The 16,628-nt window shown below is 59.0% G+C and carries 18 protein-coding genes; 7 read left to right on the forward strand and 11 right to left on the reverse strand.

All coding sequences use genetic code 11. From position 1 onward, the window contains the following. Nucleotides 1-124: 124 nt before the first annotated feature. Nucleotides 125-1,312, forward strand: coding sequence for a C17 cyclopropane fatty acid synthase CfaB (cfaB, locus tag AEQ67_RS10400; protein ID WP_059403784.1), 1,188 nt, complete (start codon nucleotides 125-127; stop codon nucleotides 1,310-1,312). On the opposite strand, the gene cls is transcribed toward cfaB, so the two are convergent. After that, complete coding sequence (cls, locus tag AEQ67_RS10405) at nucleotides 1,309-2,748, reverse strand: cardiolipin synthase (RefSeq protein ID WP_059403785.1); 1,440 nt, start codon at nucleotides 2,746-2,748, stop codon at nucleotides 1,309-1,311. The two genes, cfaB and cls, sit on opposite strands and share 4 nt — an antisense overlap. 131 nt (nucleotides 2,749-2,879) lie before the next feature. Here cls and AEQ67_RS10410 point away from each other — a divergent pair, with 131 nt between their 5' ends. Then, nucleotides 2,880-3,401 (forward strand): DUF3617 domain-containing protein, encoded by a 522-nt coding sequence (locus tag AEQ67_RS10410; RefSeq protein WP_059403786.1) that lies wholly within the window; start codon nucleotides 2,880-2,882, stop codon nucleotides 3,399-3,401. 143 nt (nucleotides 3,402-3,544) lie between these two features. On the opposite strand, the gene AEQ67_RS10415 is transcribed toward AEQ67_RS10410, so the two are convergent. The 5 genes from AEQ67_RS10415 to AEQ67_RS10435 form a co-directional block, all read right to left on the reverse strand. Next, on the reverse strand, nucleotides 3,545-4,420 hold the full coding sequence (locus AEQ67_RS10415; RefSeq protein WP_059403787.1) for a metal ABC transporter substrate-binding protein: 876 nt from the start codon (nucleotides 4,418-4,420) through the stop codon (nucleotides 3,545-3,547). Nucleotides 4,421-4,431: 11 nt separating this feature from the next. Continuing rightward, the gene (locus AEQ67_RS10420) at nucleotides 4,432-5,298 is read right to left on the reverse strand and encodes a metal ABC transporter permease (protein WP_059403788.1); all 867 of its coding nucleotides are present in this window, start codon (nucleotides 5,296-5,298) and stop codon (nucleotides 4,432-4,434) included. Further along, on the reverse strand, nucleotides 5,298-5,966 hold the full coding sequence (locus tag AEQ67_RS10425; RefSeq protein ID WP_059403789.1) for a metal ABC transporter ATP-binding protein: 669 nt from the start codon (nucleotides 5,964-5,966) through the stop codon (nucleotides 5,298-5,300). Before AEQ67_RS10425 ends, AEQ67_RS10420 begins: the two co-directional genes overlap by 1 nt. Further along, nucleotides 5,963-6,859: a GTP cyclohydrolase FolE2 gene (gene folE2, locus AEQ67_RS10430; protein WP_059403790.1), complete on the reverse strand. Its 897-nt coding sequence runs from the start codon at nucleotides 6,857-6,859 to the stop codon at nucleotides 5,963-5,965. Before folE2 ends, AEQ67_RS10425 begins: the two co-directional genes overlap by 4 nt. Nucleotides 6,860-6,976: 117 nt before the next feature. Continuing rightward, complete coding sequence (locus AEQ67_RS10435) at nucleotides 6,977-7,354, reverse strand: hypothetical protein (protein WP_059403791.1); 378 nt, start codon at nucleotides 7,352-7,354, stop codon at nucleotides 6,977-6,979. Nucleotides 7,355-7,496: 142 nt separating this feature from the next. On the opposite strand from AEQ67_RS10435, the gene zigA reads away from it, so the two are divergent. After that, nucleotides 7,497-8,702 carry a zinc metallochaperone GTPase ZigA gene (zigA, locus tag AEQ67_RS10440; RefSeq protein WP_059403792.1) on the forward strand — a complete coding sequence of 402 codons (1,206 nt, stop codon included), beginning with the start codon at nucleotides 7,497-7,499 and terminating at the stop codon, nucleotides 8,700-8,702. Beyond that, nucleotides 8,702-9,376, forward strand: coding sequence for a DUF1826 domain-containing protein (locus AEQ67_RS10445; protein WP_059403793.1), 675 nt, complete (start codon nucleotides 8,702-8,704; stop codon nucleotides 9,374-9,376). Before zigA ends, AEQ67_RS10445 begins: the two co-directional genes overlap by 1 nt. A gap of 2 nt (nucleotides 9,377-9,378) precedes the next feature. Here AEQ67_RS10445 and AEQ67_RS10450 read toward each other — a convergent pair whose 3' ends face one another. Further along, entirely contained in the window at nucleotides 9,379-9,735 is a 357-nt protein-coding gene (locus AEQ67_RS10450; RefSeq protein ID WP_059403794.1) for a hypothetical protein, read from the reverse strand. 27 nt (nucleotides 9,736-9,762) lie between these two features. On the opposite strand from AEQ67_RS10450, the gene AEQ67_RS10455 reads away from it, so the two are divergent. Continuing rightward, nucleotides 9,763-10,734: a CobW family GTP-binding protein gene (locus AEQ67_RS10455; protein WP_059403795.1), complete on the forward strand. Its 972-nt coding sequence runs from the start codon at nucleotides 9,763-9,765 to the stop codon at nucleotides 10,732-10,734. A 147-nt stretch (nucleotides 10,735-10,881) separates the two neighbouring features. On the opposite strand, the gene AEQ67_RS10460 is transcribed toward AEQ67_RS10455, so the two are convergent. Further along, complete coding sequence (locus AEQ67_RS10460) at nucleotides 10,882-11,295, reverse strand: DUF3301 domain-containing protein (protein ID WP_059403796.1); 414 nt, start codon at nucleotides 11,293-11,295, stop codon at nucleotides 10,882-10,884. A 120-nt stretch (nucleotides 11,296-11,415) separates the two neighbouring features. Between AEQ67_RS10460 and pdxY the strand changes: the two genes are divergently transcribed. Further along, nucleotides 11,416-12,288: a pyridoxal kinase PdxY gene (gene pdxY, locus AEQ67_RS10465; RefSeq protein ID WP_059403797.1), complete on the forward strand. Its 873-nt coding sequence runs from the start codon at nucleotides 11,416-11,418 to the stop codon at nucleotides 12,286-12,288. Nucleotides 12,289-12,380: 92 nt separating this feature from the next. Here pdxY and AEQ67_RS10470 read toward each other — a convergent pair whose 3' ends face one another. Then, nucleotides 12,381-12,863 (reverse strand): acyl-CoA thioesterase, encoded by a 483-nt coding sequence (locus AEQ67_RS10470; RefSeq protein WP_010465381.1) that lies wholly within the window; start codon nucleotides 12,861-12,863, stop codon nucleotides 12,381-12,383. Between the two features lie 284 nt (nucleotides 12,864-13,147). On the opposite strand from AEQ67_RS10470, the gene AEQ67_RS10475 reads away from it, so the two are divergent. Next, entirely contained in the window at nucleotides 13,148-14,911 is a 1,764-nt protein-coding gene (locus AEQ67_RS10475; protein WP_059403798.1) for a cation:proton antiporter, read from the forward strand. A gap of 162 nt (nucleotides 14,912-15,073) precedes the next feature. Here the strand turns inward: AEQ67_RS10475 and AEQ67_RS10480 are convergent, their stop codons facing one another. Continuing rightward, on the reverse strand, nucleotides 15,074-15,481 hold the full coding sequence (locus AEQ67_RS10480; RefSeq protein WP_008156656.1) for an SMI1/KNR4 family protein: 408 nt from the start codon (nucleotides 15,479-15,481) through the stop codon (nucleotides 15,074-15,076). A 136-nt stretch (nucleotides 15,482-15,617) separates the two neighbouring features. Then, nucleotides 15,618-16,493, reverse strand: a complete 876-nt coding sequence (locus AEQ67_RS10485) for a Tim44 domain-containing protein (RefSeq protein ID WP_059403799.1) — start codon at nucleotides 16,491-16,493, stop codon at nucleotides 15,618-15,620. Nucleotides 16,494-16,628: the final 135 nt, after the last annotated feature.

Consider the following 16,628-nt stretch of genomic DNA (forward strand, 5'->3'; position numbering starts at 1 on the left):
TGGGCTCACGACGGCTGGTTGGAGCGCCGCGAGTTATAGAAATCGGCTATTAAATCGATAGCCAGCTATATTTCTAAAGATGGTCTACCCTCACATCAGACGTCTGAAACAAGGGGGACTATCCATGCTCGCGCAACTTCCACCGGCCTTACAGAATCTGCAATTACCGCTTCGCTTGCGACTCTGGGATGGCCATGAATTCAATCTGGGGCCGACGCCCAGCGTCACGATTGTGGTCAAGGACCCACAAATGGTTACCCAGTTCACTCATCCAAGCCTGGACGCGCTAGGGGCAGCGTTTGTCGAAGGCAAACTGGAGCTCGAAGGTTCCATCAGCGACGTAATCCGCGTGTGCGATGAGTGGAGCCAGGCGTTGTTGAGCGAGGATGACGACAGTCAGCCTGTGCGCACTGTTCACGACAAGGAAACCGACGCCAAGGCGATTTCCTACCACTACGACCTTTCCAATGCGTTTTATCAACTGTGGCTCGACAGCGATATGGCGTATTCCTGCGCGTATTTCGAGACCGGTAGCGAAACGCTGGAGCAAGCCCAACAAGCCAAATTCCGCCACCTGTGCCGCAAGCTGCGGCTGCAACCCGGCGATTATCTGTTGGATGTCGGTTGCGGTTGGGGTGGGCTGGCGCGATACGCAGCCCGGGAGTTCGGCGCGAAAGTGTTCGGGATAACCCTGAGTAAAGAACAACTGGCCCTGGCCCGTGAGCGAGTGACTGAGGAAGGCCTCGACGATCTGGTTGAACTGCAACTGCTCGACTACCGCGATCTGCCGCAGGACGGGCGCTTCGATAAGGTGGTGAGCGTCGGCATGTTCGAACACGTCGGCCACGCCAATCTGGCCGAATACTGCAAAACCCTGTTCGGCGCGGTGAAGGAGGGCGGCTTGGTGATGAACCACGGAATCACCGCCAAACACACTGATGGCCGGCCGGTGGGACGTGGTGCCGGGGACTTTATCGAGAAGTACGTGTTCCCCAATGGCGAGCTGCCGCACCTGTCGATGATTTCTGCCGAGATCAGCGAAGCAGGGCTGGAGATCGTCGATGTCGAGAGTCTGCGCCTGCACTACGCGCGCACGCTGGATCACTGGAGCGAACGCCTCGAGGATAATCTGGAGGCCGCCTCCAGGCAGGTGCCGGAGCAGGCGTTGCGGATCTGGCGGCTGTACCTGGCGGGATGCGCTTATGCATTTGCCAAGGGCTGGATCAACCTGCACCAGATCCTTGCGGTGAAAACCCATCCCGATGGCAGCCACGAACTGCCATGGACCCGCGACGACATCTACAACCCTTAGAGTATCGGTGAAATAAGCCGGGCGATCCGCATGCCGACCTGTTGCAGGCGGTGGGTCTCCCGGCTTTCTTCTTTGGCGATTTCGTGGGCCTGGGCAAAGTCATCGTTGAGCATCTGTTCCACTTCGCCGGCAAACGCGCTGTCGACTGTCAGCAACATCACTTCGAAATTAAGCCGGAACGAACGGTTGTCCAGATTGGCGCTGCCGATGGCGCTGATTTCGCTGTCGATCAACACCACTTTCTGATGCAAAAAACCTGGCTCATAGCGGAACACCCGCACACCGGCGCGTACCGCTTCGAAGGCGTACAGGCTGGAGGCTGCGTAGACGATGCGGTGATCGGGCCGTGAAGGCAGCAGCAAACGCACATCGACACCGCGCAGTACCGCCAGCCGCAACGCCGCAAACACCGCTTCGTCGGGGATGAAATAGGGGCTGGTGATCCACACCCGTTCTGTCGCCGCATGGATGGCTTCAACGAAGAATAACGAACAGGTTTCGTAGGAGTCTGCCGGGCCGCTCGCCAGTAATTGGCAGAGCACACCGTCGTCCGGGTAGACGTCCGGCAAGATCAACGGTGGAAGCGAACGGGCGGCCCAGAACCAGTCTTCGGCGAAGGACTCCTGCATGCAGGCCACTACCGGTCCGCGTACTTGCACATGGGTATCGCGCCATGGCGCCAGTGGAGGTTTTTCGCCCATGTATTCGTCGCCGACGTTGTGCCCGCCAACGAAACCCAGCACACCGTCCACCACCACAATCTTGCGGTGGTTGCGGAAGTTGACTTGGAAGCGGTTGAGCCAGCCACTGCGAGTCGCGAAGGCTTTGACCTCTACGCCGGCATCGCGCAACGGTTGTACGTAACTGTGGGGCAGGGAGTGGCTGCCAATGCGGTCGTACAGCAAGTAGACCGCCACGCCTTCGGCGGCTTTCTTCAGCAATAGAGCTTGCAGGCGTTGGCCGAGGCGGTCGTCGTGAATGATGAAGAATTGAATCAGTACGGCTTCTTTGGCGTTGCTGATGGCTTCAAAAATCGCCTCGAAAGTGGCTTGGCCATTGATCAGCAAACGCACTTCGTTGTTCGCCAGGCACGGCATGCGCCCGAGTTTCGGCATGGCCCTCAAGGAGGCGTAAGCGTTGGAGGCGCGGGCGGTCAGTGCCTCTTCTACCCACGGGCGCCAGTTCAGCTCGGAGATGGCCTTGCGCATTTCTTCGTTGGCTGTTCGCCGGGCCTTGATGTAGCCATCGAAGGTGCTGCGGCCGAAGACCAGGTAGGGGATGAGCGTGAGGTAGGGAATGAACAACAACGACAGGGCCCAGGCGATCGAGCCCTGAGCGGTCCGAACGGTCAACACGGCATGAATGGCGGCAATCATGCCCAACGAGTGCAGCAGTGCGATCAGATAACCGAAAATGTGCGGTCCAAAATAATCCATGGGGCAGCCTTGCTCCTGAAGATTCAATGCTTAACAGACCATGTTCAGTGCAAAATGTCGCTATTTAATTGGCCCATGAACCGAAGCCCGTGGCTGACGTCTAACGGCCACTACTGATCAGGAGTTACTCGATGAACGTTCGTCTGCTGGGTTTGGCCGTGGCTTTTGGTTTAGCGCTTCCTGTGGCCGCTCAGGCACAGATGCTGCAGCCAGGCTTGTGGGAATTGACCTCAAGCAACATGAAAGTAGATGACCAGAACATGCCGGATCTGCAATTGATCCTCGGCCAGATACAGAGCCAGATTACCCCTGAACAGCGTGCGCAACTGGAGAAGCAGGGCATCACTATGGGCGGCAAAGGGATTCGGGCGTGCCTGACGCCAGAGCAGGTGAAGTCTGACAATATCCCGCTGACCGACCCGCAATCGGGTTGCAAACAGGAAATCACCGAGCGCACCGGCAATCAGTGGAAATTCCGTTTCAGCTGTCCGAAAGCGCAAGGTGCAGGCGTCGCCACCTTCCTTAGTGATCGTGAGTTCACCACCAAGGTCAACGGCACCTTCAACGCCACCGGCATCCAGCAGAAGGGTAGCCTCGATACGCGCGCTGTGTGGTTGGGGCAAGATTGCGGGACTGTGAAGCCAAGAGCCTAAAAGCATCGCAAGCAAGCCAACTCCCACATTGAATCGTCGTCGTACACAAAACCTGTGTCCACTAAAGATCTAATGTGGGAGCGAGCTTGCTAGCGAAGGCGTCCGCACAGACACATCATGCCAAGCTGACTCCATTCTTACGATCAAGGCTTGCTCAACGCCTCGTAAAGGGTGTTGAGGTTGTACTCAAACAACCCGGCGAAGGTGCTGGCAGGACCGCTGGCGGCGAGGGCATCGGAGTACAACGTACCGCCAATGTGCGCGCCGCTTTCGTCGGCAATCTGCTTGAGCAAACGGGCGTCCTTGATGTTCTCCATGAACACTGCTTTGACCTTGGCCTGGCGAATCTGAGTGATCAGCGCCGCAACTTCAGCAGCCGAAGGTTCGCGTTCGGTGGACAGACCCTGGGGTGCCATGAAGTCGATGCCGTAGGCCTGACCGAGGTAGCCGAAGGCGTCATGGGAGGTCACGATCTTGCGGTTGCCTGGTGGCAGCGAACCGAGCTTGACCTTGGCTTCGGCGAGGAGGGCGTAGATCTGCTTCAGGTAGGTCTGGCTGTTGCGTTGGTAGTCGGCTTTGTTCGCCGGGTCGGCGGCGATCAACGCCTTGGTGATGTTGCCGATGTACAACTCGGCGTTTGCCAGATTGTGCCAGGCGTGCGGGTCTGGAACGGTTTCGCCGTCCTCATCCAGCGAGCGTGGAATGACGCCGTGGCTCGCGCTGATCACCGGTGATTTGGTCTCGGTGCTGGTCACCAGTCGATCCAGCCACGGCTCGAAACCCAAACCGTTCTTGATGATGAGCTTGGCCTTCAGCAGGGCTTTAGCATCGTCCGGAGTCGGTTCGTAAGTGTGGGCATCGGCGTCCGGCCCGACCATGTTGGTGATCTGGATATGGTCGCCGCCGACCTGGTGGGTCATGTCGGCGAGGATGCTGAAGCTGGTGACCACCTGCAGTTTTTCTGCGGCAGACAGCGACATCGACAACATCAAACTGAACAGCACGAGTAAAACGCGCAACGGGTAACACCTCATTGGGATGTGAGCAAAGGCGGGCGGCGCAGCAAACCGTGGACTGGCCCGCACACCACAGACAGCAAATACAAACCGCCAGCCACCAGCACGATGGCCGGGCCGCTGGGCAGCGAGTAGTAGAACGACAGCAACAAGCCGAACCACACCGAGAGGCAGCCGAGCGCGGCGGCAATGGCCATCAATGCAGGCAAGCGGCGACTCCAGAAGCGTGAGGCGGCGGCCGGCAACATCATCAAACCGACCACCATCAACGCGCCGATGGCCTGGAAGCCGATCACCAGATTCAGTACCACAAGGGTCAGGAATACGCCGTGCGCCATGGGGCCGAGACGGCTGACGGTTTGCAGGAAGAGTGGGTCGAGGGTGTCCAGCAACAGCGGTTTGTAGATGAGTGCCATGGCGATCAGGCTGAACCCCGAAACCCAGAGCATGCCCGTCAGCGTCGGACCGTCGACGGCCAGCGCCGAGCCGAACAGCAGGTGAAGCAGGTCAAGGCGTTTGCCGGCGATGCCCAGGATCAGCACGCCACTGGCGAGGGATATCGGGTAGATCGCGGCGAGGCTGGCGTCTTCTCTAAGACCGGTTCGACGAGTGATCCATGCGGCGAGCCCGGCCATGCTGAGACCTGCACCGAGACCACCGACAGTCAGCGCGGGCAGGCTCAATCCAGCGAACCAGAAACCCAAAGCGGCGCCGGGCAGGATGCCGTGAGCCACTGCATCTCCGATCAGACTCATGCGCCGCAGGATCAGAAACACACCCAGTGGTGCCGTGCTGCACGCCAACAACAATCCACCAAGTAGCGCTCGGCGCATGAATACGAACTCATGGAACGGTTGCCAAAGTTGAGCGGCGGCGATCATCAGGCCACCTGCGTTTGCGGTTGTTGATGAATCAGATCAATGCTCGGCCCGAGGGTACAACCACTGCTTTTGATCAGCAGGGTGTGTGGAATGTATTGGCGAACGGCAGCCAGGTCATGGCACACGACAAGCAGGGTTCGGCCTTCGGCATGCCAGGTGTGGATGTGTTTCCACAGCAGGGCCTGACCGAGTTCGTCAAGGGCGGCGTGGGGTTCGTCGAGTAACAGCAAGGGTGCTTGGGCAAGACTCAAGCGGGCGAGCAGGGCGCGTTGCAGTTCGCCGCCGGAGAGCGCCATCAGTGGGCGCTGTTCCAGGCCACTCAGGCACCAGTCTTCCAGAACTGCAGTGAGGCGTTCGCGGCGTATCTCTGGCGATTGCTTGCTGCCCCAGAAACCGGCGGCCACCAATTCTTGGAGGCTGATGGGGAATTGCCGGTCGAGGTGTTGCTGCTGCGGTAGAAACGAGAGACCGCCCTTGCGTGGAACATCCAGTACGACGTTTCCCGACAATGGCTTTTGCAAGCCGGCGATGACTTTCAACAGGCTGCTTTTACCGGAGCCGTTAGCGCCGACGACAGCAGTCAGGCTTCCTTTGGGTAGATCGAACTCCACGGCAGGTGTCAGCGGTTGGCCCGGCGCACCCCAGCGCAATGCTTGGCAACGGATCATACGGCCTCCCAGTTCCAGCGACTTTCGGCGACGGCGTCATGGGCGTGGAGGCTCTCGGCGTGGATGACTTCTATGTGGAAGGCGCCGATGCCAGGGGAGCGTTTCAGGGCGAGGTTCAAGCGTCGCGCGGCGTCTTCGCAGAACATCAGATTCTGCCCGTTGGCCAGGGCGAAGGCTTGTTCGTCGGCGCGTTTTACAGCGGTTTGAACGGCGGTGCCGAGGGCTGCTTCGGCGTCGTTGATGATCGTGATTAGGGGCAGGTCATCCAGATAGTCTTCCAGGCGAAGACTCAATTTCGCGGTGCTGCGTTGGCTGTGGGGCGTTGCGACGATGCCTTTTGTCGAACCGAGCCAAGCCAAAACATCGGCGTGTTGCAGTGGTTGGTTGGCGAAGTCATCGATGAATTGCTGCTGAATCAGCTGCCGGGAAAGTGCGGCTGAGCACGGGCAAGTCGAGGAATAAGGAATGTCTATTTTTAGTTCCACGTGGAACATCGCGTTTTTCAGACGTGCTTCGATGCTCACTGGATAAGTCTTCCAGCCGGCCAACGGACTAATCAGCGCCGGTCTTTTAAGCAGTAAATCGGCGTGAATTTTTAAGTAAGCACTGTTGGAAAGCCCGTCATGTGAGTCGAGGAAATTCTGCAAGACTCGCCGCAACAAAGCTGGTGTCAGGCTTTCCAGTTCAAGCATTTCCAGCGCCAGGTAGAGCCGCGACATATGAATGCCGCGCGCCTCTCCATCATCGAGGCTAACGCCCGCATCGGCCTTCGCACTCAGTCGTTGGCCATCGAATAAAACAGGAAGAGCAATGCCGCACATGCCCACCCACTCCAGTGGCAGGGCTTGGCGTGAGGCCTGCGCGGCGATATCCGGCAGAGTCAGCGCATTCATGAGCAGGTCCATCGTGGGAGTTGATTTTGCATGTTATGTTATTACATTAAAATCAACCATGCCTTTTTCATGAACGAGCTTTCATCATGCTTTGCAGCAGAGGAAAAAGTCCCAGGCCTAGCAGCCGCTGATTCGGCTACAGGTGAACTTGCCGCTACTGCCGCCGGAGCTGGAAAACCGGTTGATCGTGGTCCAGCCAACGCGACGGTTGTAACCGACCCACGCTTCGCCATCGGAAGCGAGGCCGGTGAAGAACGTGAGTTGTCCGTAGCGACTATTGGTCTGCGCCCAGTAGCGTTTTCCGGCCGCTTCGAAGCCCCGCAGATAAATGGTATTGCCAGCGGTGTTGACGCTGTAGGCATTGCCATCTGCATCCACGCAGGCCAACAGATTGGCGCTACGGGTGCATCTGGCCAGGCTCGGGATTTGCGCCCACGCGCCCAAAGCGACCAGCAGTGGAAAGCTCATCAGCGCTAATTTCAGGGCAATACGCATTGGATTTCTCACGGTAGGAACGGCTCCAGCATCCTGCCCTTTATCATCGTGAGCAAGAGGAGAGTGGCTTGTTTGCATTGTTATACTATAACATTAAAACAAGCCCGGCCCTTTGATCGGGCATCCTTATGAGGAACACCTGATGCCCAATCGTCTCCCCGTGACCGTCCTGTCGGGATTTCTCGGCGCCGGTAAAAGCACGCTGCTCAACTATGTGCTGCGCAACCGCGACAACCTGCGAGTCGCTGTGATCGTCAATGATATGAGTGAAATCAACATCGATGGCAGCGAAGTCCAGCGGGATGTCAGCTTGAATCGTGCCGAAGAAAAACTCGTGGAAATGAGCAACGGCTGTATTTGCTGCACCTTGCGCGAAGATTTACTGGAAGAGGTCAGCAAACTCGCCAGGGACGGTCGTTTTGATTACTTATTGATCGAATCCACCGGCATTTCCGAACCGCTGCCCGTCGCGGAAACCTTTACCTTCCGCGACGAAGACGGGCAGAGCCTGGCGGACATAGCCCGGCTCGACACCATGGTCACTGTCGTCGACGGCATGAACTTCCTGCTCGACTACCAGGCCGCCGAGAGTCTCGCCTCCCGCGGTGAAACATTGGGTGAGGAGGACGAACGCTCGATCACTGACCTGCTGATCGAGCAAGTCGAATTCGCCGACGTGATCCTGGTCAGCAAGATCGACTTGATCAGCAGCAGCGAACGCCAGGAGCTGATTGCAATCCTCAAGCGGCTCAACGCTCAGGCGGAAATCATCCCGATGGTCATGGGCGAAATCACACTGGAAAAGATCCTCAATACCGGCCGCTTCGACTTCGACAAAGCTGCTCAGGCACCGGGATGGTTGCAGGAGTTACGTGGCGAGCATGTAGCGGAAACCGAAGCGTATGGCATCGCTTCCAGCGCTTACCGAGCACGCCGCCCGTTTCATCCGCAGCGCTTTTTCAGCTTCATCGAACGCCCGTGGGTGAACGGCAAACTGCTGCGCTCCAAAGGGTTCTTCTGGCTGGCGAGCAAGCCCATGGACGCCGGTAGCTGGTCCCAGGCCGGCGGCTTGATGCGCCACGGATTCGCCGGGCGCTGGTGGCGTTTCGTGCCGAAAACACAGTGGCCGCAAGACGAAGAAAGCACCAGTGGGATCATGGAAAACTGGACGGCCACGACCGGCGATTGCCGCCAGGAGCTGGTGTTCATCGGCCAAAACATCGACTTCGCTCAACTCACTGCTGAGCTCGACGATTGCCTGCTGACCGATGCTGAAATGGCGCTGGGTGTCGAGAGCTGGCGACTGCTGCCAGACCCGTTCGGCCCTTGGCATGAAGAGGCCGCCTGATGCTCACACCAAACCCTGTGAGAGCGGGCTTGCCCGCGAAGGCATCCTCGCGACCCCGACATCAACACCATGGCTCAACCCCCGAGGCGCTGGCCAAGATCCTCGAAGACGACACAAACCTGGCCGTCTGGAACCGCCAACTCCCGGTACACATCGCTGATTTCGGCAGCCTGCTGCTGTCCCTGAATGAACCGTTAGCCGAAGCGCTGTCGCTGGACATGCAAAGCGACGAAGCCGAACCCAATCTCCACGGATTGGCCTCTGGATTCAGCGACCTTGAAGGCTACGAAGGCTTCATCGCCGACGTCTCCTGGCTGGTCAGCGCCTTCGCCTGCCTGCTGGGCGCCCAGCGTATCGGCCTACGCCTGCGGGTACTGGACAAGGCCATGTGCCCGCGCTTCCACGTCGATCATGTACCGGTGCGCTTGATCACCACATACGCCGGAATCGGCAGCGAGTGGCTGAAGGAGGGAACGATGGAGCGTCGGCAATTGGGCAAAGCAGACGCCGAACCCCGGGACGACTCGCTGATCCAGCAGATTGCCAGCGGCGACGTAGCGCTGCTCAAAGGTGAGAAATGGCACGGCAACGAAGGGTTTGGCCTGATCCACCGCTCACCACACCTCGGGCCGCGTGAGCGCCGTTTAATCCTCACCCTCGATTGGCTCAGCTAGGCTCAAGGCTTGAGCCAGGTGCCCTGGCTCTGGGCTTCACAAAACGGCTGCAGATACGCCGCATCGGTGGCCACGCCGTAATAGTGAATATCCTGACGGTAAGGCATATTGGCGACTTGGGCGTTGCTGCACACGCCGAACGCGCCGCTTGGGCATTGGTCGACGTACTGCACCTCGACTGTCTGGCCCGGAAGGTTTGGCTGACAGAAGCCTTCGGCGAAGAGTTTTTCAGGGATGTTGCGGTTCTGCTGGCACACTTTTACGTCAATTCGCGCACCCGTACTATGTACTACACACGCTTGAGCCAATGCTTCGCCGGAGCAGAGCGCCAGGAGCAACGAAAATCCCATCAACCGCATTCTTTACCTCCTCAGAAATCATCGACCATGTTGCAGAACATCCCCACTCACGTTATTGCGGGTCCATTGGGCGCCGGCAAGACCAGCCTGATCAAGAACCTGCTGATGCAGCGTCCGGTCGGCGAGCGCTGGGCGGTGCTGATCAACGAATTCGGGCAGATCGGCCTCGACGCTGCGCTGCTGACCCAGGACGCCGATGGTATCGCACTGGGTGAAGTGGCCGGGGGCTGCTTGTGTTGCGTCAACGGTGCGCCGTTTCAGATCGGCCTCGGACGGTTGCTGCGCAAGGCGCGGCCGGATCGACTGTTCATCGAGCCCTCGGGGTTGGGACATCCGGCGCAGTTGCTGAGGCAGTTGGGTGAAGCGCCGTGGGTCGGCGTACTGGCGGTACAGCCCTGCGTGTTGGTGCTGGGTGCCCAAGCCCTGGCTGTCGGCAAAGCGCTGCCCGAGTCGCAACAGGACGCGTTGAATAGTGCGGGGTTGTTACTGCTGAACAAGGCGGAAGGTCTCGACGACAATGATCGCCAGCGAATCGCCGCGCAGTTGCCTGCTCGTCCTCTGTATTGGACGCAGCAAGCTCGTATGCCATTGAGCGAATTACCGGGGCTTGGGGTTCAGGCGGTGGCGGGTGTGGATAACTTCATTGCGCCTAAAGGGTTGGCGCAGATGTCGGCCATCTGGACTGATCCTGCACTACCGATTTGCTTGAGCCAGGAGCAGGAGGGTGGTTGGAGCATTGGCTGGCGTTGGCATCCGAGCCAGGCATTCGATACCGCACTGATCGGGCGATGGCTTGAAAGTCTTGCATGGCGGCGGGCGAAGCTGGTTATCCACAGCGTCGAGGGTTGGGTTTCGGCCAATGCGGTGGATAACTCGGTGTTGAATTGGCAGGCGAGTGAGTGGCGGCGGGATTCGCGGATCGAGCTGATCTTTAGTGAGCCGCAGAATGTTGAATTGCTGCAGAAAAGCTTGGCGGGTTGCCGGAATCAAGAGAATTAGTGAGTTATTGGGTGGTTTTTGAGGGCCTCTTCGCGGGCAAGCCCGCTCCCACACTGGATCTCCTGTGAACACAAAGTTTGTGTACGACGAAGATCGAATGTGGGAGCGGGCTTGCCCGCGAAGGGTTTTAACTGGCTGACATCAAACTTACGGGCGCCACTTGGTGTGCTCCTGTCGCCACTGGCTCAGCTCAATCACCTCGGCGCGGGGCCTGGCCACGTCGACCACTGGCGGAGTGTCGTCGAATGGCATCGGGTAGGGCGCCAGTTCGATCTGTGCGCTGTGGGCGCCGAATTGGGTGATGGTGCCGGTGTGGCGGGTTTCGCCGGTTACGGTAAATTCAAAGTTATACACGCGTGCCAGGCGTCGCCGGCCGCTGGCGTCCTTGATGAACGCGATTTTTTTCAACGCCACGTTGCCATCCAGCAACTCGATGCCAAGCTTGCTGCAATGCTGCTTGACCCGCTCCAGCGCGCGCTCACGCAAGCCGTGGTTGTGCCATAGCCACGCGCCGCCCGTGGCGAACAGCATCAGCACGAAGATATTTCCGAGGGTCAGCATCAACAGGTTGCTCCAACAAGATAGTGTCAGCTTAACTGCGTCGCCGGTCTGTCGTACAGGCTGCGTTTAGTCGCATACTGCGCGGCTCGAATTTCATTCGTTTTACGGAAAACTCACCGCATGAAACGTACGCCCCATCTGCTCGCCATCCAGTCCCACGTGGTGTTCGGTCACGCTGGCAACAGCGCCGCGGTTTTCCCGATGCAGCGGGTCGGGGTGAATGTCTGGCCGCTCAACACCGTGCAGTTCTCCAACCACACCCAATACGGGCAGTGGGCTGGTGAGGTGCTGGCGCCGCACCAGATTCCCGAGTTGGTCGAAGGCATCGCTGCAATTGGCGAGCTGGGCAACTGCGATGCGATATTGTCCGGCTACCTCGGCAGCGCAGCGCAGGGGCGGGCGATTCTGACGGGCGTGGCGCGGATCAAGTCGATGAATCCCAAGGCGCTCTATCTGTGCGACCCGGTGATGGGCCATCCGGAGAAAGGTTGCAGCGTACCTGCGGAAGTCAGCGATTTCCTGTTGCAGGAAGCGGCTGCCGTGGCGGACTTCATGTGTCCGAACCAGTTGGAACTGGACAGCTTTTCCGGGCGCAAGCCGCAATCGCTGTTCGACTGCCTGGCCATGGCGCGAGCGCTGCTGACGCGCGGTCCGAAGGCGGTGCTGGTCAAGCATCTGGACTATCCCGGCAAACCGTCGGACGTATTCGAGATGTTGCTGGTGACGGCCGAAGAAAGCTGGCATCTGCGCCGTCCGCTGTTGGCGTTTCCGCGCCAGCCGGTCGGTGTCGGTGACCTGACCTCCGGGCTGTTTCTGGCACGTGTACTGTTGGGCGACAGCTGGGTGGCGGCCTTCGAATTCGCCGCGTCGGCGGTGCATGAAGTGCTGCTGGAAACCCAAGCGTGTTCCAGCTATGAGCTGGAACTGGTGCGGGCCCAGGACCGGATTGCCCATCCACGGGTGCGGTTCGAGGCGACGGCGATCAGTTTGTAATCAGGTCGCAGCGAAAAGATCGCAGCCTGCGGCAGCTCCTACAAGGGTACGCATTCCCCTGTAGGAGCTGCCGCAGGCTGCGATCTTTTGCTTTAAGCGTCGCCCTTGATTTCCTGATAGCGCTTTTCCAGTTCCTGGCGAATCTGCCGACGCTGCTGGGCCTGCATGAAACGACGCTTGTCTTCGCTGTTCTGCGGTTGCAGCGGGGGCACTGCGGCGGGTTTGCGGTCGTCATCCACCGCGACCATGGTGAAGAAGCAACTGTTGGTGTGGCGCACCGAGCGCTCGCGAATGTTCTCGGTCACCACCTTGATGCCCACCTCCATGGAGGTGTTGCCGGTGTAGTTGACCGAGGCCAGGAAGGTCACCAGTTCGCCGACATGAATCGGCTCGCGAAAAATCACCTGATCCACCGACAGGGTCACCACGTAGCGGCCGGCATAACGGCTGGCGCAGGCGTAGGCCACTTCGTCGAGGTACTTGAGCAACGTGCCGCCGTGGACATTGCCAGAGAAATTGGCCATGTCGGGGGTCATCAATACCGTCATCGACAGCTGGGCGTTTCCGGGTTCCATAGCGTTCTCACGGTTCAAGGCAGGATGTGGGGGACGCACCTCTGCGGGTGCCTGGTCGGTTTTTTCAAACCTCAGTTATCGGGACGCCGGGCGGATGATCGCCGTCACGCCGGATCGATCTGTTTCCATATATTGCACCGCCTTTCTGCCGGAAGTCGCGGTGTTACCCTTCAAAAGCCCACCTCAAGGGCAATTCCTACGCGGAAAGCGGATTTTTTACTCTCCTCGATCAGACCTTTCCCGCGTCTGGCGAATGAGCATTGTCACCCCAAGGAGCCCACACCATGCATGCCATCAGTTTTATTCAGGACCTGGCAGTAATCATGTTGGTCGCTGGTGTGGTGACCGTGCTGTTTCATCGCTTCAAACAGCCGGTGGTTCTGGGGTACATCGTCGCCGGCTTCATCATCGGCCCGCACACGCCGCCGTTCGGCCTGATCCACGACGAAGAAACGATCAAGACCCTCGCCGAGCTCGGGGTGATTTTCCTGATGTTCTGCCTGGGCCTGGAATTCAGCTTGCGCAAGCTGTTCAAGGTCGGTGCTACAGCGTTCATCGCGGCGTTCCTGGAAATCGTGCTGATGATCTGGATCGGCTACGAAATCGGCCGCTGGTTCGACTGGAACACCATGGACTCGCTGTTCCTCGGCGCGATCCTGGCGATTTCCTCGACCACCATCATCGTCAAGGCACTCAACGACCTGAAGATGAAGAACGAGCGCTTTGCCCAGCTGATCTTCGGCGTGCTGATCGTCGAGGACATCCTCGGTATCGGCATCATCGCCTTGCTGTCGAGTATTGCGGTCAGCGGCACCGTGAGTTCCGGCGAAGTGTTTTCGACGGTCGGCAAGCTCTCGCTGTTCATGATCGTCGCACTGGTCATCGGCATTCTGCTGGTGCCTCGGCTGTTGGCCTATGTGGCCAAATTCGAAAGCAACGAGATGCTTTTGATCACCGTGCTGGGCCTGTGTTTCGGCTTCTGCCTGCTGGTGGTGAAACTCGAATACAGCATGGTCCTCGGCGCGTTCCTGATTGGCGCGATCATGGCTGAGTCCCGGCAATTGCTGAAGATAGAGCGATTGATCGAACCGGTTCGCGACCTATTCAGTGCGATCTTCTTCGTCGCTATCGGGCTGATGCTTGATCCGCTGATCCTGCTGCAATACGCCTGGCCGATCGCGGTGATTACCGTGGCCGTAGTGCTCGGCAAGATGTTGTCCTGCGGGCTCGGTGCCTTTATCGCCGGTAATGACGGACGCACCTCACTGCGGGTCGGGATGGGCCTTTCACAGATTGGCGAGTTTTCTTTCATCATCGCGGCGCTAGGCATGACGCTCCAGGTCACCAGCAACTTCCTCTATCCGGTGGCCGTGGCCGTCTCCGTGATCACCACGCTGCTGACGCCCTATCTGATCCGCGCCGCTGACCCGCTATCGATCAAGCTTGCAGCAGTGATGCCGCAACGGTTGGGGCGTGTGTTCGGGATGTATGGCGAATGGCTGCGCAGCATTCAGCCTCAAGGCGAGGGTGCACTGCTGGCGTCGATGATTCGGCGGATTCTGTTGCAGGTAGGGGTCAATCTGGCGCTGGTGATTGCGATCTTTTTTTCGGGCGCGTACTTCGCCGAGCGCATGTCCACTTACTTGCAGGGCTGGATCAGCGACCCGAGCTGGCAGAAAGCGTTGATCTGGGGTGGGGCGCTGCTGTTGTCGCTGCCGTTCCTGATCGCCGCCTATCGCAAGCTCAAGGCGCTTTCGATGCTGCTGGCGGAGATGGGCGTGAGGCCGGAGATGGCCGGCCGCCACACGCAGCGAGTGCGCCGGGTGATCGCTGAAGTGATCCCGATTCTTTCGCTGTTGGTGATCTTCCTGCTATTGGCTGCCTTGTCGGCCAGTATTCTACCGACCAACAAGTTGCTGGTGCTGATCGTCGTGGTCGCGGCCGCCGTGGCGGCGCTGCTTTGGCGCTGGTTCATCCGCGTGCACACGCGGATGCAGGTGGCCCTGCTGGAAACCCTGGACAACCACAAGGATTCGGCAGGCCACTGATATCGCACCTGTAGCAGCTGCCGAAGGCTGCGATCGGCTGCGCAGCAGTCGCAAAATCAGCCACTGAGGTGTTTCAGGTCAATCGAGTCCGCAGTGTTTACGACTGCTGCGCAGCCGAACGCAGGCTGCGCCAGCTGCTACAAAGTCGGGGGATACGATAAATCAGCTTTCCAGCCAGACGTCCCGCGCCCAGTGCCATACCGATTCCCAGGTTTCTTCAGCAATCAGTTCTTCTTCGGCCAGCCACAGCACCACGGTGCCATCCTCTTCGACCAGGTAGTAGTTATCACCGTCCTGGCAGATCGGAATCATGCTGCGATCAACGCCAGCATCCCAAGCGTTGGCGGCAACATCTGGCAGGTAAGTGTGGGATTGCGGGTCGGTGACAGTCACCGGCTCCAGGCTGCCGTAGACCACATCGCTGACGGTCAGCAAAAATTCCCTGAAGACAAACGGGATGTCGATGAACAGTTGTTCCTCGATTTCCACCAGTTGGTCTTCGTCAGGCAGCTCCAAGGGGACCGGTACCGGTTCGTTGGCTTCACGCAGTTGTTCGATGATTTCTTCCACGTCCGGGATCCTCTTGCTTGATGGCGCGGTTTAGATGGGGCGGTTTATACAGTAGCTCGCTATAGATGCAACCGCGAAATAGAAAACCCCGGCCGAGGCCGGGGTTTTTATTACAACGTACTTAACGCAGAGGTGATCAGCCGTTCTGGCGGATACCGGCGACCAGCCAAGGCTGGTTCTCGCCTTGTGGGCGTTCCATGTTCCAGCTTTCGCTGAACACTTCGCCCTGGTCGAAACGCGAGGTTTTCGACACGCCGGTGAAGGTCAGGGTGGCGATGGTCTTGTCGGCGCGATCATCCACACCGTCCAGTTGAACATTGAGGTTATCAATGTAGGTGGACTGGAAACCTTCGCCCAGATCGGCACGTTCGCGCTTGAGGAACTCCAGCATTTGCGGGGTCACGAACTCGGCGATCTTGTCCATTTCGTTGGCGTCCCAGTGTTGCTGCAGGGACTGGAAGTGGTTGCGGGCCGCTTCAATGAAGTTCTTTTCATTGAACCAGGCCGGAGCATTGATCACCGGACGAGCGGCAGCCGGGGCTGCAGAACCGCCGAAGATCGAACCCATGGCTGCTGGCTTCTGCTCAAACACTTCACGCTGCATTGGCGCGCCGGCTGGAGCCAGGTGCTCCTGCTGCTTGCGACGACGAGCGGCGATGAAACGGAAGACCAGGAAGGCGATGACCGCCATGATCAGGATGTCGAAGATCTGCATGCCCTGGAAGCCGCCGCCCATGAACATGGAGGCCAGCAGGCCACCGGCAGCGATACCGGCCAGAGGACCGAGCCAGCGCGAAGCACCGCCGGCCTTGGCCGCAGCGCCAGCGGCACCGGCAGCACCAGCGGTCGCAGCAGCGCCGCCCATGCCTGGAGAAGAAGGAGCCATTTGGCTGGTCTGGTGGGTCGGCGCGGCGCCGACACTTTTGCCGCCACCAAAGCGCTTGGCGTTGGCGTCGAGGCTCATCGTCAGGCCGATGCACAACGCCATGGCGATGCTAAGAAAACGTTTCATAAAGGGAATTCCCATTTGTGGATGGCACGCGCGCCATGTTGCACAGATGAAGTGATACTGGCTAGCGGCAGAGTGTTTCGGGCTTTTGCCTGACAGGTTGCGTTCAGCTTCAGTCAGCGCAATAAGGCCTGTTAA

Source organism: Pseudomonas sp. RIT-PI-q, assembly GCF_001297125.1.
GTDB lineage: Bacteria > Pseudomonadota > Gammaproteobacteria > Pseudomonadales > Pseudomonadaceae > Aquipseudomonas.

Coding starts and splice junctions, on each gene's coding strand:
- cfaB (WP_059403784.1), top strand. CDS start 125: ATGCTCGCGCAACTTCCACCGGCCTTACAGAATCTGCAATTACCGCTT.
- cls (WP_059403785.1), bottom strand. CDS start 2,748: ATGGATTATTTTGGACCGCACATTTTCGGTTATCTGATCGCACTGCTG.
- AEQ67_RS10410 (WP_059403786.1), top strand. CDS start 2,880: ATGAACGTTCGTCTGCTGGGTTTGGCCGTGGCTTTTGGTTTAGCGCTT.
- AEQ67_RS10420 (WP_059403788.1), bottom strand. CDS start 5,298: ATGATCGCCGCCGCTCAACTTTGGCAACCGTTCCATGAGTTCGTATTC.
- AEQ67_RS10425 (WP_059403789.1), bottom strand. CDS start 5,966: ATGATCCGTTGCCAAGCATTGCGCTGGGGTGCGCCGGGCCAACCGCTG.
- folE2 (WP_059403790.1), bottom strand. CDS start 6,859: ATGAATGCGCTGACTCTGCCGGATATCGCCGCGCAGGCCTCACGCCAA.
- AEQ67_RS10435 (WP_059403791.1), bottom strand. CDS start 7,354: ATGCGTATTGCCCTGAAATTAGCGCTGATGAGCTTTCCACTGCTGGTC.
- zigA (WP_059403792.1), top strand. CDS start 7,497: ATGCCCAATCGTCTCCCCGTGACCGTCCTGTCGGGATTTCTCGGCGCC.
- AEQ67_RS10445 (WP_059403793.1), top strand. CDS start 8,702: ATGCTCACACCAAACCCTGTGAGAGCGGGCTTGCCCGCGAAGGCATCC.
- AEQ67_RS10450 (WP_059403794.1), bottom strand. CDS start 9,735: ATGCGGTTGATGGGATTTTCGTTGCTCCTGGCGCTCTGCTCCGGCGAA.
- AEQ67_RS10455 (WP_059403795.1), top strand. CDS start 9,763: ATGTTGCAGAACATCCCCACTCACGTTATTGCGGGTCCATTGGGCGCC.
- AEQ67_RS10460 (WP_059403796.1), bottom strand. CDS start 11,295: ATGCTGACCCTCGGAAATATCTTCGTGCTGATGCTGTTCGCCACGGGC.
- pdxY (WP_059403797.1), top strand. CDS start 11,416: ATGAAACGTACGCCCCATCTGCTCGCCATCCAGTCCCACGTGGTGTTC.
- AEQ67_RS10470 (WP_010465381.1), bottom strand. CDS start 12,863: ATGGAACCCGGAAACGCCCAGCTGTCGATGACGGTATTGATGACCCCC.
- AEQ67_RS10475 (WP_059403798.1), top strand. CDS start 13,148: ATGCATGCCATCAGTTTTATTCAGGACCTGGCAGTAATCATGTTGGTC.
- AEQ67_RS10485 (WP_059403799.1), bottom strand. CDS start 16,493: ATGAAACGTTTTCTTAGCATCGCCATGGCGTTGTGCATCGGCCTGACG.